This is a genomic window from Mesorhizobium oxytropidicola, from assembly GCF_056174625.1.
The window spans coordinates 6,373,052-6,393,263 of the sequence record NZ_CM149692.1 but is presented as its reverse complement, the minus strand read 5'-3'; the positions used below and the strand labels follow the sequence as shown (position 1 = coordinate 6,393,263).

The following is a 20,212-nucleotide window of genomic DNA, read 5'->3' as shown; positions in this document are numbered from 1 at the left end:
GCCTTTGAACCGGATGCGCCACTTTGGCTAGAGAACATAAGCCGCCCGCATGACGGAATTGGCCGTAGCATTGGAACAGCCTCAATTTGCCACCGAGCGCGATCCGAGGCTGAGGTTGATCATCCCGATCATCGTCGCCATCGCCTTTCTGATGGAGCAGCTCGATTCCACCATCATCACCACCGCGATCCCGGCCATCGCCCACAGCCTGGACACCACGCCGGTCCGGCTGAACCTTGCAATCACCACTTACATCCTGACGCTCGCCGTGTTTATTCCCGTCAGCGGCTGGTTCGCTGACAGATTCGGCGCGCGAAAAGTGTTCGCGCTGGCGCTGTTCACCTTCACGCTCGGCTCGGCGCTATGTGGCGTGGCCAACAGTTTCGGCATGCTGCTGGCCATGCGCGCCCTGCAGGGGCTGGGCGGCGCCATGATGACGCCGGTCGGGCGACTGATCCTGCTGCGCAGCTTTCCGCGCAGCGGGCTGATCACCGCCATGACCTACATGACCTTGCCGGCCATCATGGGACCGGTCATTGGCCCGCTGCTCGGCGGCCTGCTCACCACTTACGCATCGTGGCGTTGGATATTCTACGTCAACGTGCCGTTCGGCTGCTTCGGCATTCTGGCGGCGCTGCGTTTCGTCGACGATTTCCACGAGGAAGCCGTGCAGCGCTTCGACTTCGCCGGGTTCCTGATGGTGGGGTGCGGCGTGGCGCTCTTACAATTCGGACTGGAAAGCATCGGCCGGCCGATCATTCCCGTTTCAGCAACGGTGCTGGTGCTGGCCGCTTCCGTCCTGCTGCTGCTCGCCTTCGGGCGCTATGCGCGCCGCGTCGCGGCGCCGGCCGTCGACCTGACGCTGTTTCGGTTTCGCTCTTTCTGGGTCGGCACGCTGGCAGGTGGGCTGTGCCGCGTCGGCCTCAACGGCGTACCTTTCCTCGTGCCACTGATGCTGCAGCTCGGCTTCGGTATGAGCCCGGTCACTTCGGGGTCGCTGACATTCGTCGGCAGCTTCGGCGCCTTGCTCATGCGGCCGCTGCTGTCGCCGCTGCTGCGGCGCTTCGGCTTCCGTGTCGCGCTGATCGGCAGCGCGGTTGTCGGCTCCGCCACCGTCGGCGGTTTCGCCCTGATGAACGCGGATACGCCGCATTGGATGATCGGCGTCTATGTCTTCCTGTTCGGCATCGTCCGCTCGGCGCAGTTCATGACCTCCAACACTTTGTCCTACGCCGACTTGCCGGCGGACAAGCTCAGCCGTGCCACCAGCCTCGGCGGCGTGCTGCAGCAGCTCAGCGTTTCGCTCGGCGTCTCGATCGCCGCCATGCTGCTGGGCCTGATCGCAGGGGAGACCCACGTGCTCACGCCGGAACGCTTTCACCAAGTATTCCTGCTGACCGCGATCATCCCGCTGATCTCCATTCCCGGATTTCGGTACCTGCGCGCCGAGGACGGCGCGCAGGTCAGCGGCCACATCAGGGGAATGCGCAATTAGGTCTCTCGGGAAGGCTGTGTCGGCGTTGAACATGTCGCGGCCGGGGGCGCGAGGCCTGCAATGCAAGGAGGTTCCTCCGGACGGCACCAAGGCGCCGTCCTCGCCCGCGTGGGAGATTGCGGATCAGTACATCGGACGCGGGTTTATCGCGTCCGCTCGGACCGATTGGATAACGTCCCAATGTTCCACTTACGGAACCTTAGTACCAGCGTCCGCGACCGTAAAATCCGCCGCCGCCCAGCACGATAACAATAAGAACTATGACCAGGATTGTGGTGATATCCATATGCGCCTCCTGAGCGCGCCCAGCCGAGTTGGCCGTTCACCGCTCTTGCCCTGTAGGGCATGATTGTTCCTGTTACTTTGACATCCACCAACGTTCCGCACGGCATTCTTGTTCCAATGGACGCAAGGCATGAACCGCCGCCCAACGAACCGCTGGCCTCGCATCGCGGCTGGAAAGGTTTCGGAAACCATGTCCGGGTCCACCAAGGAACCAACTGGCCTGACGATTTCTTTAGCTGCATGAAAAGACCTGGCCCGCTCACAACGGAAGATCGCGACCACACCGATGCAGTGCGCACGTCGCCCGAATTGCCATCCCAATACCAGGATGCTGAAGGAGATTTCGGCGGTCGATTTGGATATGGGCATCCCGCTCACAAGCCCGATCCCTTTGCCACATACACGTTTTCGCCCGGGGCTGTTCGTCCTCTACCGGTCGACAACAAGAAAAGATGGCGCTAACCGGCTGTGCAAAAACCCTACGAAACAGCCTATTTCGCCAGGAAGCACGGGATCACGCAGGCCCAGGCACGGCGGATCACCAAGGACTTCGGCCCTTCACGTGTCAGGTGCGACATTGCCGCCCAGGATCTGAACTTGGCCCTGACAGGCTCATCGCCCTGTATGAGCGTCAGCCAGCATCTGTGTCTTCGATACCGAAGGAATAGCTGAGTTCTGAACGCAGACTACCAAAGCCGATGCATCGGTCTTGGCACAATCAGCGAAGCCACTTCCTGAACCTCGCGGCTTTATTCCGCACGAATGCAGCAGCTGCCGCATCACACGTCCTGCGCGATGGTCCATTCGCGGCAATGATGAACTTGGCGTCTCTCAGCGTGAGACCGTGCTTCTCTGCAAAGTGGATTGCTCCATAAGGCTCGTCTTGGGGTATGCCCCCGTTGGTGTGGGCCATTTGTGCCTCGCATGACGGATGGCTCGGCTTCGGCCTCTTCCGCCCGCCCAATCTGGTACATCAACCTTCGACGACAGGCGAAGGTTCCGATCAGAAGTGGAACCTCCAACTACAGGGCAAGGTTTAAGCTTGATGTTCGAAGGTTTTCGACTTGAGACAGTCCAGCTGCCCGAGGCGTCGCTTCGGGTGAGGCACGGCGGTTCAGGACCACCGGTCCTGCTTCTGCATGGCCACCCACGTACACATGCCACCTGGCATCGCGTTGCGCCGCTTCTCGCCGAAAGCCATACGGTTGTTTGTCCTGACCTTCGCGGTTTCGGGCAGTCTTCGATCCCCGAGGACACACACGATCATGCAGGATCATCCAAGCGCGCCAAGGCAAAAGACTGTGTCGCGCTCATGCGCCTTCTCGGCTTTGACCGGTTTGCCGTCGCCGGGCACGATCGCGGAAGCTACACCGCTTTCCGGACAGCGATGGATCATCCGTCCGCGGTGACGCATCTCATCATTCTGGACGGTGTTCCCATCCTTGAAGCCCTCGAGCGATGTGACGCCCGCTTTGCCACAGATTGGTGGCATTGGTTCTTCTTTGCCCAGCCCGACAAGCCGGAACAGGCGATCATGGCCGACCCCGAAGCCTGGTATGGCGGCTCCGCTGATCAGATGGGCGCGGAGGCATTTGCGGACTACAGGGCGGCGATTTTCGACCCTCGTGTCATCCATGGGATGGTCGAGGACTATAGGGCCGGGCTCTCAATCGACCATCTGCATGACGCGGATGACCGAACGGCGGGCCGACGGGTCCAATGTCCCACCATGGTTCTGTGGTCGATGCGCGATGATTTGGAACGGCTTTATGGCGACGTTCTCGGCGTATGGCGTCCGTGGACGACAAGCCTGCGGGGAAAAGGCATCGCCTGCGGACACCATATGGCCGAGGAAGCACCACAGGTGCTCGCGGCAGAAATCTTGGCATTCTTGCGTACCATCTAGTCTCGACGTCTGAGGTGAGGCGCGACGTCAGCCGGCCACACAAAGGAGTTCTTGTTTCCCTCGGTCAGCTGGAAAGCAGGCGTTCGAGTGTGGTGTTCAGTTCGTCAAAGCTGAACGGTTTGCGAAGGACGGCACGATTGCTGAAACCATCGCGCATATCGCGACCACTGTTACCCGTCGAGTAGATGAACGGCACACCGCGCTCCGCAAGCGCATCGGCCACGGTATTGCTGTCGTCGCCGTCGAGATTCATGTCCAGCATTGCGGCATCGAAAGTCTGCGCTTCGATCAGGGCGATCGCCTTTTCGATCGTAGCGGCTGAGGTCACCGATTGGCATCCAAGATCGCCCAGCATGTCCTCAATCATCATCAGGACCAGAATTTCATCCTCGACAACGAGCATGCGCCGGCCGGAAAGCAGTTTATCCATCGTGAATTCCCGGTACCGGAATGTTCATCGTGCAGATCAACCCGTCCGGGCGATAGTCAAGCTGCACAGTGCCTTCGAGTTCGTGGGTGAGGCCGCGCTCGATCACGCGCGAACCGAACCCCTGTCGCGACGGTGGCGTAACCGGCGGTCCATCCTTCTCCCGCCAGCAAAGGATCAATCGACGGTCATCCGGCGCCGGCTCGATCGTCCAGTCGATCCGGATCGAGCCTTTGTCATTGGAAAACGCACCATATTTCACCGCGTTGGTCGCGAGTTCGTTGAAGGCGATGCCGAGCGCCAGTGCCGCTCTTGTCGAAAGGCGGATGTTCTCGCCTGATATCGCCAGACGTTCCGCCCGCCCGTCGGTGACGTCGAACGGTTCCAGGGCATCGTGAAGCACATCGAGCAGCCCGGCGCTGTGCCAATTTTCACGGGTCAGCAAATTGTGCGACCGGGAGAGCGCAAACAGCCGGGACTCGACGGCTTCGCGGATCGCCCGTGGATCGGAATTGGCTCGCGATGCCTGCCAGACGATCGACTGCACCGTTGCCAGCGTGTTCTTCACGCGATGGTTCAGTTCGTCGATGAGCATTTTGGATTGTGCCTGCTCCTCCTTGTGTTTGGTCAGATCGACGAAGGAGGCGAAATACTGAACGATGGCGCCGCTCTTGTCCTGGACAGGATTGGCGAAAAGACTCGCCCAGAATTCACTGCCATCCTTACGCCTGTAGAGGATTTCCGTGCCCGCCTCCGCATTGGCTTCGAACTCCGCCTTGATACGTTTCAGCGCCCTGGCGTCGGTGCTGTCCGCCATCAGGAAATTGAAGGGCTGACCCAGGACCTCTTCCCTGGCGTATCCGGTCAGCGCGAGGAAGGCGTCATTGGCAAAAATGATGGGGTTGCCGGGTTCTTTCGCATCGGCAAAAACCATGGCCATTCGTGTTGTCTCGGCGGCAACAACGAATGGGCCAAGCTCGTCGTGAAAGCCCGCGACTTCGGCTTCGGCCTCCTGCTGCTCTTCGGACTTGGCGACTACGCTGGACATGTCGTCAACCGGTCGGCGTCCACTATGCCGTTGACCGCCATCGCGCATCTCCCGTGATTAAGGGGCGAAAGCGTGATCGACTCTTTCAATCGCCAGCGCCCACTCACAGGCTGGCGACACCTGCTTTGTACGCTTCCGACAGTCAGTTAGCGAGTCATTCCGCGCCCCGCTGAATTGTCAGCCGATACGCTGATCTTCGCTGGAACGGCACCATTCACGTCGCTTTGCCGACCGCCGCGTCCATTCCCATCTCTTCCTGCGAAATGTCGTCGAACGAAGCGTAGTTCATATTGTAGAGGCGGGCGTAGAGGCCTTTCCTCTGCATCAGCTGTTGGTGGTTGCCGCTTTCGACAATCTCGCCATTCTGCAGCACGATGATGCGGTCGGCGCCGCGTATGGTGGCCAGCCGATGGGCGATGACCAGTCCGGTGCGGCCCTCCAGCAGTTTGATCAGCGCCTTCTGGATCAGCATCTCGGTGTAGGAATCGATGCTGGCGGTGGCCTCGTCGAGCACGAGGATCTTGGCGTCGGCCACCAGCGCGCGCGCAAAACTGATAAGCTGGCGCTGGCCGAGCGAGAGGTTGCCGCCGCGTTGCTCGAGTTCGGTGTCGTAGCCATCGGCCAGCTGCTCAATGAAGTCGTGCGCACCGACGGCTTGTGCCGCGCGCACCACTTCGTCGCGGCTGGCTGATGTCTTGTGGTAGCGGATGTTTTCCAGCACCGTGCCGGAGAACAGGAACGGCTCCTGCAGCACCATGGCCACCTGATCGCCCAGCGAATCCTGCGTCAGGTCGCGCACATCATGGCCGCCGACCAGGACCTTACCCGACCAGACATCGTAGAAGCGGTGCACCAGCGCCATCGAACTCGACTTGCCCGACCCGGTCGGGCCGACGAGCGCGACCGTCTCGCCCGGATTGACGCGAAACGAGATGTTCTTCAGCACCGGCTGGTTCGGCCGGTAGCCGAAGGTGACGTTCCGAAACTCGACCGAGCCGTCCATGTCGCGCGACAGCGCCACCGCATTGTCCTTGTCGCTGACATCCACCGGCACGTCGAGCACTTCGGAGATGCGCTGGCCCGAAGCCATGGCGCGCTGCATGACACTGTACTGCATGGTGAGCGAGCGGATCGGGTCGAAGAAGCGCTGGATGTAGAACAGGAACGCCACCATGACGCCGACGTCGAGGCTGTGCGACAGCACCATCGAGCCGCCGACGACGATGACCGTCGCCATGGCGATGCCGGTCAGCGTGTCGACGATCGGCACCATCAGCTGGGCATATCTGGCCGACCGCAGATGGGCGTTGAGGTTGGCGAGCACCTTCTCGTCATAGAGGTCGAAATTGACGTGCTGGCGCTCGAGGCTCTGCACGGTGCGCACGCCATGGATGCCTTCGGCCAGCGCCCCGTTGGCGATCGAATTGGTCTCGTGCGCGGCCATGAAGGCGACCTTGGCGCGCGGCAGCCAGAACAGCCGCACGATGAACAGCATCGGCATGGTCGACAGCGTCAGCAGACCGAGCCGGAAATCGAGCCACAAAAGCACGGTAACGATGCCGAACAGCAGCACGATGTCGCCCACCGACATGACGGACGTCTCAAGGAATTCCTGCATCGAATTGACGTCGCCCTGCAGGCGCGACATCAGCCGGCCGACCTCGGTCTTGTCCATGAAGCTCAGGGACACGCGCTGCAGATGGCTGAACATGGCGCGGCGCAGATCCGAGAGCACGTTCTCGGCCACCTTGCCGACGACACTTTCCTGCACATGGCTGGCGGCATAGTTGATCAGGATAATCACCGCGAAGGTGCCGGTTGCCCAGATCATCACCGAACGGTCGAGCCTGCCCGGCGCCATGCCGTGGTCGATGGCGTAGCGGATGACCAGCGGGATCGCCAGCTGCGTCAGCGTGAACACCAGCACCGCGGCGACCGAGATGAAGATCCGGCCCTGATAGGGGCTGACGAAGCTCCAGATGCGCCTGACGATGCGCGGATCATAGGCCTTGCCGAAAACCTCTTCCTCGTCGCGATGCGAGCCGACCACCGCCTTGGTCGGCCGCCTGCTTTTGTCTTCCTTCTCGTCGTCGTCCTGCGTCGACATCATGCGGCTCCCTCGAGCCGGTCGTCGTCCGGCCGCAGCTGCAGGTCGTAAAGCGCGCGATAGCGACCGCCGAGCGCAAGCAGCTCCTCGTGCGTGCCGCGCTCGACGATGCGGCCGCCTTCGACGAACAGGATCTGGTCGGCATGCATCAGCGAACTCAGCCGATGCGAGATGATCAGTGTCACGCGATCTCTGGCGAAGCGCTTCATCGCCGCGCGGATGCGCTGCTCGGTGCCGGCGTCGATGGCGGCGGTGGAATCATCGAAGACCAGAACCGATGGCCGCAGCATCAGGCTGCGCGCGATGGTCAGGCGCTGCCGCTGGCCGCCGGAAAGCGAGGCGCCGCGTTCGCCGACGACGGTGGTGTAGCCGGCTGGAAGCCCGATAATGTAGTTGTGCAGCTGGGCATACTCGGCGGCTTGCCCGATGCGGGTCTCGCGCGCCCAGGGATTGCCATAGGCGATGTTGTTCTCGATCGAGGTGGTGAACAGGAACGCGTCCTGCTGCACGACGCCGATCGCCTTGCGCAGCGATTGCAGCGTGACCTTGCTGATGTCCTGGCCGTCGATGGTGATCGCGCCCGAGGTGACGTCGTAGAAGCGCGGGATCAGATGCGCGATCGTCGACTTGCCGCTGCCGGGCGGGCCGACAATGCCGATCGTTTCGCCGGGCCTCGCCTCGAAGGAGATGCCGGACAGGGTCGGACGGTCGCCCGCGCCCGCATAGCGGAAGCCGACATCGTCGAAGCGCAGCACGCCCTCGGTGATCACGAGATCTCTGGCGTCGGGCGCGTCCTTGATGTCGAGTTCGGTGTCGAGCAGTTCGAACAGCCGCGTGCCGCAGGTCGAGGCGCGCGCGAACGAGTTGACCATCAGGCCGAGCTGGCGCACCGGCATCTGCAAGATGGTCATGAAAGTGAGGAACTGCGCCAGCGTGCCGACGCTGATCTGGCCTGATATCACCTTCTGGCCGCCGAACCACAGCACCAGCCCCATCGCCGCCAGGAAGGAAAAGTTCATGGCGCTGGTGTTGGAGACGCGGATGTCGACGCGCTCATTGGCCAGCTCCAGCGCAGCCTGCTTGGCGCGGTCGAATTTTTTGAGCTCATGGCGCTGCGCCGCGAAGGCGCGCACGACGCGGATGCCGCCGAGATTCTCGTCCATCACCCGGCTCAGCACCGACAGCCGCTCCTGCAGCGTCAGCCAGGTGCTGCGTAATCTGAGCTGGGTCACCGAGGAGCGCCAGGCGACGAAAGGCACAAAACTCAGGCTGAGCAGTCCGAGGACGAGGTCGGTGCTGATCAAGAGATACGCACCCACGCCAATCAGCACGCCGAGCAAGACAACGCGCAGGATGCCGGTGGCAAAGAACATGCGCACGCCGTCGAGATCGAGCAGCCCGAGCGTGATGAGGTCACCGGTATGGACCTTGTCATGGTAAGAGAAGCTCAGGCGCTGGATCTTCTCGTAGAAGGCCAGACGCAGTTCGTAGCCGGTTTGATGGCCGACGGCCTCGCCATAATAGTTCTGCGCCATGGTGAAGAGACCGCGCAGGATGCTGACGACGAGCAGCGTGAGCGCCGTGTGCCACAGCGCCCGCTCGGCGGCAGTGCCTCCACTCGCGGCCATCACGCCTTGCGCCTGGTCGATGGCGCGTCCCAACAGGCGCGGAATGAAAAGCTGCAGCGTCGCGGCGATGAAGGTCGAGACGAGTGTGATGGCGACCTGCCAGGGATGGCGCAGCGTCATGCGCACGATACGCAGCAAGGTGCTGAGCCCCTTGCCCCAGGAGGCTTCCGCCACATGGGCAAACGATTTGCTGCGCTTCGCCGCGCCGCTGGTTGCATCCGTAGGCAAGGAAAATATCCAATCCAATCCGGACATTAGCCCGGACGAATGAAGCAGACTCAGTTCTGATGGCCCAATGTTACGCGTGTCCGACTTGACCCTTCAAGGGGCCAATGGCGGTATCGCACTGTGCCTGACAGGCGATGCCGGCGTTCGTGGCCTTGCCGTCAAAATTCATGTCATGGCGTCGGGGCGACATCCACTGGCATAAACAATTTCATGGCTTTGACGCGCAGATTCTCCAGCTCGACCCAGCCTTGACGGACTATCAGTTCTGTCACGCATCGCCGACATTCCACAGAAGCGGCCGATCCGGCAGCGAGGGCCGACACCGCCGTAAATACCAAGAGGGCAGTCTTATTTGACAAACTTTCCCTTCATCGAAGCCATGCCAATCCAGTTTCAAGCGCCGTTGCCGAAGGCTTCGGAGGTTGTGGTCATCGGCGGTGGCGTCATCGGTGTGACCACGGCTCTGTTCCTGGCGCGACGCAACATTTCGGTGACATTGCTGGAAAAGGGCCGCATCGCCGGCGAGCAATCGTCGCGGAACTGGGGCTGGATCCGGCAGCAGGGTCGCGACGCCGCTGAACTGCCTGTTGTCATCGAAGCGCAACGCCTCTGGCGTCAACTGGCCGAGGAATGCGGCGAAGACATCGGGTTGAAGCAGACCGGCGTTACCTATCTTGCGCGAACCGACAAGGAGATGGCCGGCTTCGCGAAGTTCTTGGAAGTAGCCGAGATGCACGGCGTCGACACGCGTCTCCTCGATCAAGCCGGAACAGCCAAGCTGATCCCGGCCATGTCGCGCTCTTTCAAGGGCGCGATGACCACTCCATCGGACATGCGCGCCGAGCCCTGGGTGGCGGTGCCAGCACTTGCCCGCCTGGCCGCCCGGGAGGGCGTCACGATCATCGAGAATTGTGCGGCGCGCATGCTCGACATATCGGCTGGGCGCGTGAGCGGGGTCTGGACCGAGCAGGGCCGTATCGCCACATCGAACGCTGTCGTGGCGAGTGGTGCGTGGACGTCGCTGTTCCTGAGCGCCCACGGCGTCTCCATCCCGCAACTCAGCGTCAGGGCGACCGTCGCCGCAACCGGACCCATGCCCGAAATCCATGCGGGTGCCGTCGCCGACGAACATATCGCATTCCGGCGCAGGCAGGATGGCGGCTATACGCTGGCATCGGGAGGCTCCAATCAGCTGTATGTCGGGCCTGACGCTTTTCGTCACGCGCGCAAATATGTTCCGGCCCTGATGGCCAATCCTTTTGGCACCCACTATTTGCCGGCCGCGCCGCGAGGCTATCCGGACGGCTGGTCAACCCCACGCAGATGGAACGCGGACGAGGAAAGCCCGTTCGAACGGATGCGCATCCTCAATCCGGCTCCGAAAACCTCGGCGCTGCGCGATATCGACCGCGAATTCACCGCACTTTTCCCGCATTTCAAGACGGTGCCGGTCAAGGCGAGCTGGGCGGGCATGATCGATGCGATGCCGGATGTCGTGCCGGTCGTTGATCGTGCCGCCGAAATTCCGGGTCTCGTCATCGCCACCGGAATGAGCGGTCACGGCTTCGGCATCGGACCCGGGATGGGCCGCGTCGTGTCCGACCTCGTCCAGGGAAACGAGATCGGACATGATCTTCACAGATTTCGTCAATCCCGGTTCAGCGACGGCAGCCCGATCGAGCTGGGACCCAGCCTCTAGATCGTGTCGCAACTTGCCGCCGGTTTGCCGCCGGTGATCGATCTGACGCCCTTCCGGGCGGATAGGTTCTGATTGTTCAGGACACCCTGCTGTGGGCCTGCCGTTCTTGCTTTGGGGGAAACGACGTGACCGCAAATACCAGCTCACAGGCCGGGGAGCCGATCGATCCGCAAAGCGTCTACGCCGTGCTGATCTGCGATCTGGTCGGCCTGCGCTTCGGGTCTGACGGCAAGCCTGATCCGAGCGAAGTGCGCGCCCATATCGAAGCCAAGGGCGGCCGCTTCCACGCCGCAGCAGTTGGCGACAAAGCAGGCCTTGAGCGTGGCCGGGTGCATTTCTTCTACCAGCCGGACCTCAGCACAAGCGAAGAGCTGATCCAAGCCGCCGGCGACGGGCGCTATGACGCCGTCATCGCCGCGGCGACCTTCCTGCCCGCCGAGACCGTCTTTCCGTTGGCCGGCGTGCGTATCGGCGCCGGCACCGGCAACATGGGCTCGCGCTCCTGGGGTGGAGGCAGCGGCGAGGGCGGCACCGCCGTGCTGATGAACACGCCCGGCATCAACAGCCGCGCCACGGCGCAGATGGCGATGAAGGCGATTTTGAACGTGCTGCCGGATCTTCCGGTCGACAGGCTTCACGAGCTGGTGGCGCGCGGCGCCTTCGACACGGGCAGGGAGCTGCGCGATTTCCCCACCGAGAAGCTTGAAGGCAAGACGCTTGCCGTAATCGGCTACGGCAATATCGGCCGCGAGGTGGCCAAGCTCGCCCGCGCCTTCGGCATGCGCGTGGTGATCCACGCCCGGCCTAGGCACCGCGACTGGATTGAAGCCGAGGGCTTTGCCTTTGCGCCAGACCTCATCGATGCGGCTGAAGGTGCCGATGTGCTCAGCGTCCATGTCGGCCTCGGCAAGCAGGATGCGCAAACCGGCCGCTACGCCAATGCAGGGCTCATCGGCGCGGACGTCCTGTCCCGCATGAACAAAGGCGCGGTGCTGGTCAACTACGATCGCGGCGAGCTTGTCGACGTTGCGGCCCTCGGAGACGCCCTCGATGCAGGCCAGGTGCGCCACGCCGCCATCGATGCCGACCTGTTCAGCGATGCCTCGACCGGGCGTCTTTCCGGCCCGATGCTGCCCTATCTCGACCTCGTCGAGAAGCATGGCGACAAACTCGAACTTCTGCCGCATGCGGCAGCCGATACCGATCATCCCTCGCGCGTCGCCGGCGCCAAACAGGCCGTCGACCAGCTGTTCGATGTCATCTGCCGCAAATCGGTGGCGAATGCGAAGGGCACGGTGCCGCCGGGCTATCTCTCCCTTGGCGCGACGACGCCCCCCGGCATCGGACCGGTGACGGCGGACCACCTTTTGAAATTGACCGCCGACGAATGCTCCGAGCTGGCGGATGTCTGCGATCGACAAGGCCGGCTGTGGCAGGCTCTGTTGGACACGCCGCCTGCCGAGCGCAGCAGGATCGTCGCCGAACAGGGCGAGGAGCTCGTCCGGATGATCGATCACTTCTGCCTTCTGGCCGAGAAGCTGAATCTCAGGGGGCCTTACCAGTAATATCGGGGCGCTACTCCAGCTCTCACGGCTCGATCCGGTACCGGTGTGGAACGCCCGTCGCAGCCCGGTTGTGGATCTTATCGGGCGCTTGACCCGCCAGCACCGCGACTTCGTCGTCGCGCACCGGCGTATAGAGCCGATAATATTGATGGCTATTCATGTTGAGTTCGGTTGGAACGACGTCGCTCACGTCCACCGCACTCACCTTGTCGCTGATGGTCGCCATATTGTCGGGTCCTCCGGCGCCGAGCCGGGGGCCGTTGAATTCAATTCCGGCACTCAGGAAGGTCAGCACCCAATCCTTGTGGGTGTAGTAGACGGTAACGCCACGCCCGAGGTCTGGCAGCGCCTTTAATTTGTCCTGACGGTCGAAAGCGTCGGAGTCTTCGTCGGCAGCGGCGAGAATGATCTGATTGAAGATGGTCGGAAGATGCGTCGCCGGTACGGACGGTTGGGTCTCACCGGGTTTTGTATCTTGCGGCTGTGCCAGCAATGCCTGGACGCCAAAACGCAGCATATAGTTTCCCATACTGTGACAGAGCAGGTGAACGGTTGGACGCTGTGAGGTTGGGGAAAGGCCGGCAAGTTCCGATGCCAACCTGCGGATCACCCGTGCAAACGCGGGACCGCTCTGTCGTGACGTTGCCCGGTCATGCTGGTAGCCGATCAGTGTGCCCGCGGACGGCCAGCTGAAAACGATGATCTCGGCGTCTATTCCGTAGAAGCTGAGGATCGTCGCCGCACGCTCGACGCTGTCGGAAAAGGTGTTGAAGAAGCCGTGCGCGAACAAGATGATCGTCTTTGCCGAAACGAATGCCGGATGAAGCGCAGCAAACATCTGGTCGCTTCCGCGAATTTGAGCCTTGCCTTTCTCGACAAGTATCTTCTCGTCGTACACAAGCAAGGTGCCAGGCACGATCTTGCCCTGTTTGGGGGCTCCGGTGACCATCACCTGGACCTCTCCGTAGCGAACATCGACGCCTTGAGCCTGGCTGAGATTGGGACCAAAACCGGTGATCCGACCCTGACTGTTCACGATCGGGTTTCGATTGCTGACGAAATGGACCTTGTAGGTGTTGGCCATGGGTTCCTCCAGACGGGATCAGGGGTGCCAGATCAGGCAGACGCTCGGCCTTCATTGGCCTCCAGGGGACGCTCTCTTTCTGCGGAACGCGCACTTGCCAGCCTTGACCCTTCGGATACTTTCGCAGTGCTTGCGACAGGCAGGCGTACGTTCTGTTATTTTGTCTCAGGAAAGAATGTATTCGATATTTCTAATATGATCACATCCTATCGGCAAGCAATTTCGCAACATCTCTTCTTTTTATGTCTTGATGCATGTATGCGTTGCATGTGGCGGCGCACGAAGGAAATTTAGGCAATTGGGTGTACTTGCCGGGCAGTGTGGCTTCCACCTCGGTAGTCGTCAGGTCGGACGCCAGCGTCGTTCGCTTCACGTTAATGGGGCGATACTTCTACCAATAGGCAGATCCGGGTGCCGGCGACACCGTGCTTGGTGGATCGGTCGCCGCTCAGTACCGCGGACCGGCCACCATTCGCGCCATCCGTGTCATGTCCGTACTCATCTCGCGGTCGTCGTCGAGCGGGCTGACGAGCGCGCGGACGGCGGCGAAGGTGCGCTGCGGCCCTTCGCCCATGCTGTCGACGACACCGCGCAACTCCACGCCGGTCGCCGCGAAGATCAGCTCCATCGCCACGAGATAGCGCATGCGCTCGACAATCTCGGCGGTCTTGGCCACCACCCTGGGCGCCATCGACGACTGGTCCTCGATGCCGTCCGAAACGGCCAGCGGGCTGAGCGACATCGGGTTGGCCAGATGCCGGATTTCGGCTTCCAGCGCTGACAAGGGTTTCTGCAGCTCCGCATAGCCCTGGCGGCTGCCGCCTCTCGCCGACAGGAAGCGCGGCAGTTCGGCTGTTGTCGGCGACATCAGCTTCATGCAGCGATTGGCGGTGCCGACGGCGCAATGCGCGAGCGCCTGGCCGAGTTGTTCCCAGGCGAGCGTCATTGCCGTGAGGTCGAAATTGCCGTTGGAAATCACCGTTCACCCTCGGCCAGGATCACGGGATTGTCGCCGAATGGGTCAATTCGATCTCGGTCGCCAGCCTTGCCTGTTCGAACGCATTCAGCAGGCCGCCCCAGACCTGCGGCACGCAGCGATAGCTGAGCGGATCCTGCAAGCGCCGTGCCGCCTTGTCCTTCCACAGGCCGCTTCCCGCCAGCTCCGTGCGCAGCCGGGCGCCGATCTCGCGCTGGCCGAAGGCCGGCCGCGCAGCAAGGGCATCCTCGTCGATCGCGGTGAGCGAAGAGCGGAACGCCTCGTAGTTGAGCGCCACGGCAGCCAGCGCCCAGTCGATGAGATGGGCGACGTCTTCGAGGCACAGGCACGCGGTTCCCGTCGACAGGCTGTTGGCGACGATGATGGCGTGGCCGTCCTTTTCGCGCAGATCGAGCGGTTCGAGCCCGGCGAGCGCAAGCGCCTCGGCGGAGGGCATGATCCTGCCCAGGAACTCCGCTTCGCCATCGCCGCGCAGCGACCTTGCCATATGGCCGAGATGGGCAAGGTCCGCCGCGCCGATCGAGCCCCAGGTGGGGATCACTGGATGGACGCCGGCATTGAGCGCCGCCACCAGGCCCATGACGACGCGCTCGGAGGTGCCGGTGCCGCCGGCGGCCATGCCTGAAATGCGCGCGGTCATCATCGCCCGCACCGCCTCGGTCGGCAGCGCCGGTCCGATGCCCATGCTGTGGCTGAGCGGCACGCTTTGCTGGAAGGCGATCAGATCGGCCTGCGCCAGCGGCGTGTCGACACAGGCGCCGAGGCCCGTGGTGACGCCGTACATCGGTTTGCCAAGCCCGGTGAGATGCTCGATCAGGGCGCGGCTTGCCCGGATGCGGCGCATCGCTTCCTCGCCCAGCATCAGCCGGGCGTTGCGGCGTGCGATCTCGGCGACGTCAGCCACGCCAAATGGCCTGGCGTCGAGCAGTATCATCCGGGCTGTCATGTCTCGCCTGTATCCTGTGACCAGAGGCCCGGACCAGCGGCGCGGCGGGCGTCACCGTTTGTGGCGGCTTGTCGGTTGGACTGCAAGCCATTCCCATTGGCGCAGCGGCTAGAAGCCGGAAGCGAGGGGTCAGGATTTTGGAACTACGCCGACCGCTCCGCGACAGCGTCGGGCACCACCACCAGCTTGCCGACAAAATCCTTGGTGATGAAATCGGCCTGCGCGTGGTGAAAATCGGAGAGCCGGTAGACGCCTCCCACCAGCGGTCGGATTTTCTTCGCCTCGATGTAGCCGACGATGCGGCGGAAATCAGCGCGCGTGCCCTGGCTCGAGCCATGCAGCTGCAACTGCTTCAGATACATGGTCCTGAGATCGAGCTGCACGACCGGGCCGGCGATCGCCCCCGCAGTGGTGTAGCGGCCTTCGGGCCTCAGGATGCGCAGCAGGTCGTTGAAGATCGCGCCGCCAACGAGGTCGGCGACCACGTCGATAGGTCGGCCGCCCGTCGCCTCGTGCACAGCTTGCGGCAGATCGTCGACGCCGCGGGTGATCACGGCTTCGGCGCCGATGTCGATCACCGCCTGTTCCTTGCCCTTGCCGACAACGGCATAGGGAATGGCGCCGCGCGCCCGCGCCAGCTGGACGATGCCGGAGCCAACGCCGCCCGAAGCGCCGGTGACCAGCACGCGTTCGCCGGCCTTCAAGCCGGCGCGTTCCAGCATCTGTTCACCGGTGAGATAGGCGCAGCAGAAGGTGGCAAGTTCGACATCGCTCATATCCGTGTCGACAACATGCGCATTCTCAGCCGGCACCGCCTGGTACTCGGCATAACCGCCGTCGCGGCCATGGCCCATATAGTCGATGTCGGCGAGTGAATCGTCATCGCGGTTGTAGATGGAGAAATCGACCATCACCCGTTCGCCGACACGGTCCGGCGAAACGCCTTCGCCGACGGCAACGATGGTGCCCACCGTGTCGGTGCCCTGGATGCGCGGGAAAACAAGCGTGTTGCCCTGCCTCCGCCAGGTCGACACGGCGGCAGCATCCTCCTCCGTGCCGTAGGCACCCTGGCGCACCCAGACATCGGTGTTGTTCATGCCGCAAGCGGTGACCTTGACCAGTACCTCACCCGGTGCGGGCGAGGGCACTTTCACATCGGTGCGGTAGACGAGTTTTTCCGGCCCGCCGTGCCCGGTGAGCAGCACGGCGGCCATGGTGGCGGGGAGGATTCTGGTCATGGCATTCACGGGTCGATCTCAGAGATTGGCAAACACGCTTTTCACGGCATCGGCGGTCTTGGCCACCACGATGTCGGCTTCCTCGCGCGTCAGGCAGAGCGGCGGCGCAAAGCCCAAGATATCGCCCTGCGGCATGGCGCGGCCGATGACGCCGCTTGCGGCAAGCGCTGTCGCCACTTGCGGACCGATCTTCTGCGAGGCGTCGAAGAACACCCGGTCGTCCTTGTCGGCGACGAACTCGACCGCCGCCAACATGCCGTCGCCGCGCACGTCGCCAACGTTTTTATGGCCGCCGACGGCCTTGGCGAGCTCAGCACGGAAATAGGCGCCGATTTCCTTGGCATTGGTCACCAGATCCATCTCATCGATCAGTTCGAGATTGGCGACGCCGGCGGCAACGCAGATCGGATGCGCCGAATAGGTCCAGCCATGGCCGAGCGACCCGAGCTTGTCGGAACCTTGCACCAGCACCTGCCACATCTTGTCGGCGACGATGACGCCCGACAGCGGCGCATACGCCGAGGTCAGGCCCTTGGCGATGGTGATGAGATCCGGCTTGATGCCGTAGTGGTCGGAGCCGAACATGGTGCCCAGCCGGCCAAAGCCCGTCACCACCTCGTCGGCGACCAGCAGCACGTCATACTTCTTCAGCACCGCCTGGATATTCTCCCAGTAACCGCCCGGCGGGGGCACGATGCCACCGGTGCCGAGAATCGGCTCGCCGATGAAGGCGGCGACGGTTTCGGGACCTTCGGCCAGGATCATCTCCTCGAGCTTGTCGGCGCAATGCTGCGAAAACAGCTCCTCGCTCATCGAGCGGTCGGCGCGACGGAAATAATAAGGCGCCTCGGTGTGCAGCACCGGCTCGCGCGGCAGGTCGAAGGCGTTGTGGAACAGGTCGAGCCCGGTCAGCGATCCGGTCATCACGCCCGAGCCGTGATAGCCGCGCCAGCGCGAGATGATCTTCTTCTTCTCCGGCCGTCCCAGCACATTGTTGTAGTACCAGATCAGCTTGATGTTGGTTTCGTTGGCGTCCGAGCCGGAGAGGCCAAAATAAACCCTCGACATGCCCTTCGGCGCGCGGTCGATGATCATCTTGGCCAGGGTGATCGAGGCCTCGGTGCCGTGGCCGACATACGCATGATAGTAGGCAAGATTCCTGGCCTGGGCGGCGATGGCATCGGCGATCTTCTGGCGGCCATAGCCGACATTGACGCAATAGAGGCCGGCAAAGGCATCGATGCTCTTCCTGCCATTGTTGTCCCAGACGGTAACGCCTTCGCCGCCGGCCATGATGCGCGTCGGGCTCTCGCCCCGCGCATGCGTGCCCATATGCGTCGAGGGATGGAAGAAGTGGTCGCGATCCCAGGCGTTGAGTTCGTTGGACTGGTCGAGCATTTTTTGACTCCTTGAAATGTGGCCGGCGGACTTATGCGACGTCCAAGCAGAGATACTTGAGATCGGTGAAAGCTTCGAGCCCGTGGCGCGAGCCCTCGCGGCCGATGCCGGATTGCTTGACGCCGCCGAACGGGATCGGCGCGCCGGTGATCTTGACGCGATTGATGGCGACCATGCCGTAGTCGAGCGCGCGGCCCATGCGCTGCTGGCGCGCGCCATTCTCGGTCACGACATAGGCAACGAGGCCATATTCGGTGGCGTTGGCGCGGACGATCACTTCGTCCTCGCTGTCGAACGGCGTCACGGCCGCGACCGGCCCAAAGGTTTCCTCGCGCATGATCAGCGCGTCGTCGGGCACATCAGCCAGCAGTGTCGGCTGATAGAACAATGGCCCGGCCGGATGCCGCTTGCCGCCGGCGAGGCAGCGCGCGCCATGAGCGATGGCGTCGGCGACCTGCTCCTCGACCTTTGCCACGGCGCGCTCATGCATCAGCGGCCCGATATCAATCGTGTCGGCGAGCCCATTGCCGATCCGCAGCGCCTCGATCCGCCTGGCGAAGGCGGCGCAGAAGCGATCGTAGAGCGGCCGCTGGACATAGATGCGGTTGGCAGCGAGGCAATCCTGGCCCGACGTGGCGAATTTGGCGTCGATGGCGATGCCCACCGCTTTGTCGAGATCCGCGTCGGTGAACACGATCAGCGGTGCGTGGCCACCGAGTTCCATCACCAGCCGTTTCATCGTCGGCGCACTCTGGGCGGCGATCAGCCTGCCGATCTCGGTCGAGCCGGTAAAACTCATGGCGCGGACGCGTGGGTCCTCGCACATGCACCCGACGATCGTCGCGGCCTTGCCGGTGACGATGTTGAAGACACCGGCCGGCAATCCGGCGCGCTCACCAAGCTCGGCCAGCGCCAGCGCTGACAGCGGCGTTTCCGAGGAAGGATGCGCGACGATGGTGCAGCCGGCGGCAAGGGCGGCGGCCGCCTTGCGGGTCAGCATGGCGGAGGAAAATTCCACGGCGTGACGACGCCGACAACACCAAGCGGCTCACGCCGCACCATCATTTCCGCGTTCGGCAGATGGCTGGTGACGCTTTCGGCATTGAGGCGTTTTGCTTCCTCCGCATACCATTCGACGAAGGAGGCGGCATAATCGATTTCGCCAAGCGACTCCTGCAGCGGCTTGCCTTGTTCCAGCGTCATCAGCAAAGCGAGGTCGTCCTTCGCGGCGATGATCAGCTCGAACCATTTTCGCAGAATTTTCGAACGCTCCTGCGGCAGGAGCGACCGCCAGGCCGGGAAGGCGCGGGCGGCGGCATCGATCGCTTTCGTCGTTTGCCGCGCATCCAGCGCGGCGACGAAGGCGACCGTGCTTCCCGTCGCGGGGTCGGTGACCTCAAAACTTTCGGCGGCCTCGCTTGCCGTCCAATGCCCGTCGACATAGGCGAGTTCGCGCAGCAGCCGGCGGTCGGCGAGGCGGTCGAGCGCCTCGTGGCGATGCGAGCGGGCAAAATGCGCAGACATGGTCGAAGCCTCCCGGTTCGGTCTGATGCTGGGAGACTAGCCATCGCGGACAGACAGAGAGGCTGTTTGGGCGCACGCTGGTAGAGAGTTTCTCTCTATTGCACCGATCGGGCAGACGATCTCTCCGCCGCTACGGCGACGCGGGCAACAAGTCGGCTATGGGCAGCGCGATATCGTCCTTCACCGTCTTGATGACGATGTAGGTGAAGTAGCGGTCGATGCCGATCTCGCGCTCAAGCAAGCCGTCGACCAGCCGCTGGTAGGCATCGATGTCGCGCGCCATCACCTTCAGCACATAATCGACGCCGCCGCCCACCGACCAACAGGCGACGATCTCGGGAATGTCGCGAATGACGCGCTCGAAGCGGTCGAAATCGGCCTGGCGATGGGTGGCCAGCGTTACCTCCATCAGCACAGTGGCGACCGGTGCCACGACGCGCATGGCGATGCGGGCGTGATAACCCGAAACGATGCCGGCCTTCTCGAGCTTGCGCAGCCGCATCCAGCATGGGGTCGGCGACAGGCCGACCTGCTCGGCCAGCGCCAGCTTGGTAATGCGTCCGTCGCGCTGGATGGCGTCGAGGATTTTGAGGTCGATCGCGTCGAGTTTCGCAGCAGTCATCAGCGCCCACTTTTT

General features: G+C 62.8%; 12 protein-coding genes and 2 pseudogenes. 4 read left to right on the top strand and 10 right to left on the bottom strand.

The genetic code is table 11. The features are described 5' to 3' along the window. Nucleotides 1-70: 70 nt before the first annotated feature. The gene (locus AC0V8S_RS32020) at nt 71-1,495 is read left to right on the top strand and encodes a DHA2 family efflux MFS transporter permease subunit (protein WP_475435526.1); all 1,425 of its coding nucleotides are present in this window, start codon (nt 71-73) and stop codon (nt 1,493-1,495) included. A 1,330-nt stretch (nt 1,496-2,825) separates the two neighbouring features. Further along, the gene (locus AC0V8S_RS32015; protein WP_475438733.1) at nt 2,826-3,686 is read left to right on the top strand and encodes an alpha/beta fold hydrolase; all 861 of its coding nucleotides are present in this window, start codon (nt 2,826-2,828) and stop codon (nt 3,684-3,686) included. 64 nt (nt 3,687-3,750) lie between these two features. Here AC0V8S_RS32015 and AC0V8S_RS32010 read toward each other — a convergent pair whose 3' ends face one another. From AC0V8S_RS32010 to AC0V8S_RS31995, 4 genes are all read right to left on the bottom strand, one after another. After that, nucleotides 3,751-4,116 carry a response regulator gene (locus AC0V8S_RS32010; protein WP_183456904.1) on the bottom strand — a complete coding sequence of 122 codons (366 nt, stop codon included), beginning with the start codon at nt 4,114-4,116 and terminating at the stop codon, nt 3,751-3,753. Next, nucleotides 4,109-5,161 (bottom strand): HWE histidine kinase domain-containing protein, encoded by a 1,053-nt coding sequence (locus AC0V8S_RS32005; protein WP_183456905.1) that lies wholly within the window; start codon nt 5,159-5,161, stop codon nt 4,109-4,111. The genes AC0V8S_RS32010 and AC0V8S_RS32005 overlap by 8 nt, the downstream gene beginning before the upstream one ends. Before the next feature lie 214 nt (nt 5,162-5,375). After that, nucleotides 5,376-7,268 carry an ABC transporter ATP-binding protein gene (locus tag AC0V8S_RS32000; protein ID WP_475435524.1) on the bottom strand — a complete coding sequence of 631 codons (1,893 nt, stop codon included), beginning with the start codon at nt 7,266-7,268 and terminating at the stop codon, nt 5,376-5,378. Beyond that, nucleotides 7,268-9,151 (bottom strand): ABC transporter ATP-binding protein, encoded by a 1,884-nt coding sequence (locus tag AC0V8S_RS31995; protein WP_475435523.1) that lies wholly within the window; start codon nt 9,149-9,151, stop codon nt 7,268-7,270. The genes AC0V8S_RS32000 and AC0V8S_RS31995 overlap by 1 nt, the downstream gene beginning before the upstream one ends. 325 nt (nt 9,152-9,476) lie before the next feature. On the opposite strand from AC0V8S_RS31995, the gene AC0V8S_RS31990 reads away from it, so the two are divergent. Beyond that, a complete protein-coding gene (locus tag AC0V8S_RS31990) occupies nt 9,477-10,823 on the top strand; it encodes an NAD(P)/FAD-dependent oxidoreductase (protein WP_475435521.1) in 1,347 nt (448 codons plus the stop codon). 125 nt (nt 10,824-10,948) lie between these two features. Next, a complete protein-coding gene (locus AC0V8S_RS31985; protein WP_475435519.1) occupies nt 10,949-12,388 on the top strand; it encodes an NAD(P)-dependent oxidoreductase in 1,440 nt (479 codons plus the stop codon). 22 nt (nt 12,389-12,410) lie between these two features. Here the strand turns inward: AC0V8S_RS31985 and AC0V8S_RS31980 are convergent, their stop codons facing one another. From AC0V8S_RS31980 to AC0V8S_RS31955, 6 genes and pseudogenes are all read right to left on the bottom strand, one after another. Continuing rightward, nucleotides 12,411-13,472 (bottom strand): alpha/beta hydrolase, encoded by a 1,062-nt coding sequence (locus AC0V8S_RS31980; RefSeq protein ID WP_183456915.1) that lies wholly within the window; start codon nt 13,470-13,472, stop codon nt 12,411-12,413. Nucleotides 13,473-13,920: 448 nt separating this feature from the next. Next, a pseudogene (locus AC0V8S_RS31975) lies at nt 13,921-15,415 on the bottom strand (HAL/PAL/TAL family ammonia-lyase). A 143-nt stretch (nt 15,416-15,558) separates the two neighbouring features. Continuing rightward, nucleotides 15,559-16,653, bottom strand: a complete 1,095-nt coding sequence (locus AC0V8S_RS31970; RefSeq protein ID WP_475435517.1) for an alcohol dehydrogenase family protein — start codon at nt 16,651-16,653, stop codon at nt 15,559-15,561. An 18-nt stretch (nt 16,654-16,671) separates the two neighbouring features. After that, a complete protein-coding gene (locus tag AC0V8S_RS31965; RefSeq protein ID WP_475435515.1) occupies nt 16,672-18,051 on the bottom strand; it encodes an aminotransferase in 1,380 nt (459 codons plus the stop codon). Between the two features lie 31 nt (nt 18,052-18,082). Further along, nucleotides 18,083-19,575 (bottom strand): annotated as a pseudogene (locus tag AC0V8S_RS31960) (NAD-dependent succinate-semialdehyde dehydrogenase). Between the two features lie 130 nt (nt 19,576-19,705). Beyond that, a complete protein-coding gene (locus AC0V8S_RS31955; RefSeq protein WP_183456922.1) occupies nt 19,706-20,197 on the bottom strand; it encodes an Lrp/AsnC family transcriptional regulator in 492 nt (163 codons plus the stop codon). Between the last annotated feature and the right edge of the window lie 15 nt (nt 20,198-20,212).

What these genes read in the sequence shown, in the direction of transcription:
- AC0V8S_RS32015 (WP_475438733.1), top strand. Translation starts at nt 2,826, where the DNA reads ATGTTCGAAGGTTTTCGACTTGAGACAGTCCAGCTGCCCGAGGCGTCG.
- AC0V8S_RS32010 (WP_183456904.1), bottom strand. Translation starts at nt 4,116, where the DNA reads ATGGATAAACTGCTTTCCGGCCGGCGCATGCTCGTTGTCGAGGATGAA.
- AC0V8S_RS32005 (WP_183456905.1), bottom strand. Translation starts at nt 5,161, where the DNA reads ATGTCCAGCGTAGTCGCCAAGTCCGAAGAGCAGCAGGAGGCCGAAGCC.
- AC0V8S_RS32000 (WP_475435524.1), bottom strand. Translation starts at nt 7,268, where the DNA reads ATGTCGACGCAGGACGACGACGAGAAGGAAGACAAAAGCAGGCGGCCG.
- AC0V8S_RS31995 (WP_475435523.1), bottom strand. Translation starts at nt 9,151, where the DNA reads ATGTCCGGATTGGATTGGATATTTTCCTTGCCTACGGATGCAACCAGC.
- AC0V8S_RS31980 (WP_183456915.1), bottom strand. Translation starts at nt 13,472, where the DNA reads ATGGCCAACACCTACAAGGTCCATTTCGTCAGCAATCGAAACCCGATC.
- AC0V8S_RS31970 (WP_475435517.1), bottom strand. Translation starts at nt 16,653, where the DNA reads ATGACCAGAATCCTCCCCGCCACCATGGCCGCCGTGCTGCTCACCGGG.
- AC0V8S_RS31965 (WP_475435515.1), bottom strand. Translation starts at nt 18,051, where the DNA reads ATGCTCGACCAGTCCAACGAACTCAACGCCTGGGATCGCGACCACTTC.
- AC0V8S_RS31955 (WP_183456922.1), bottom strand. Translation starts at nt 20,197, where the DNA reads ATGACTGCTGCGAAACTCGACGCGATCGACCTCAAAATCCTCGACGCC.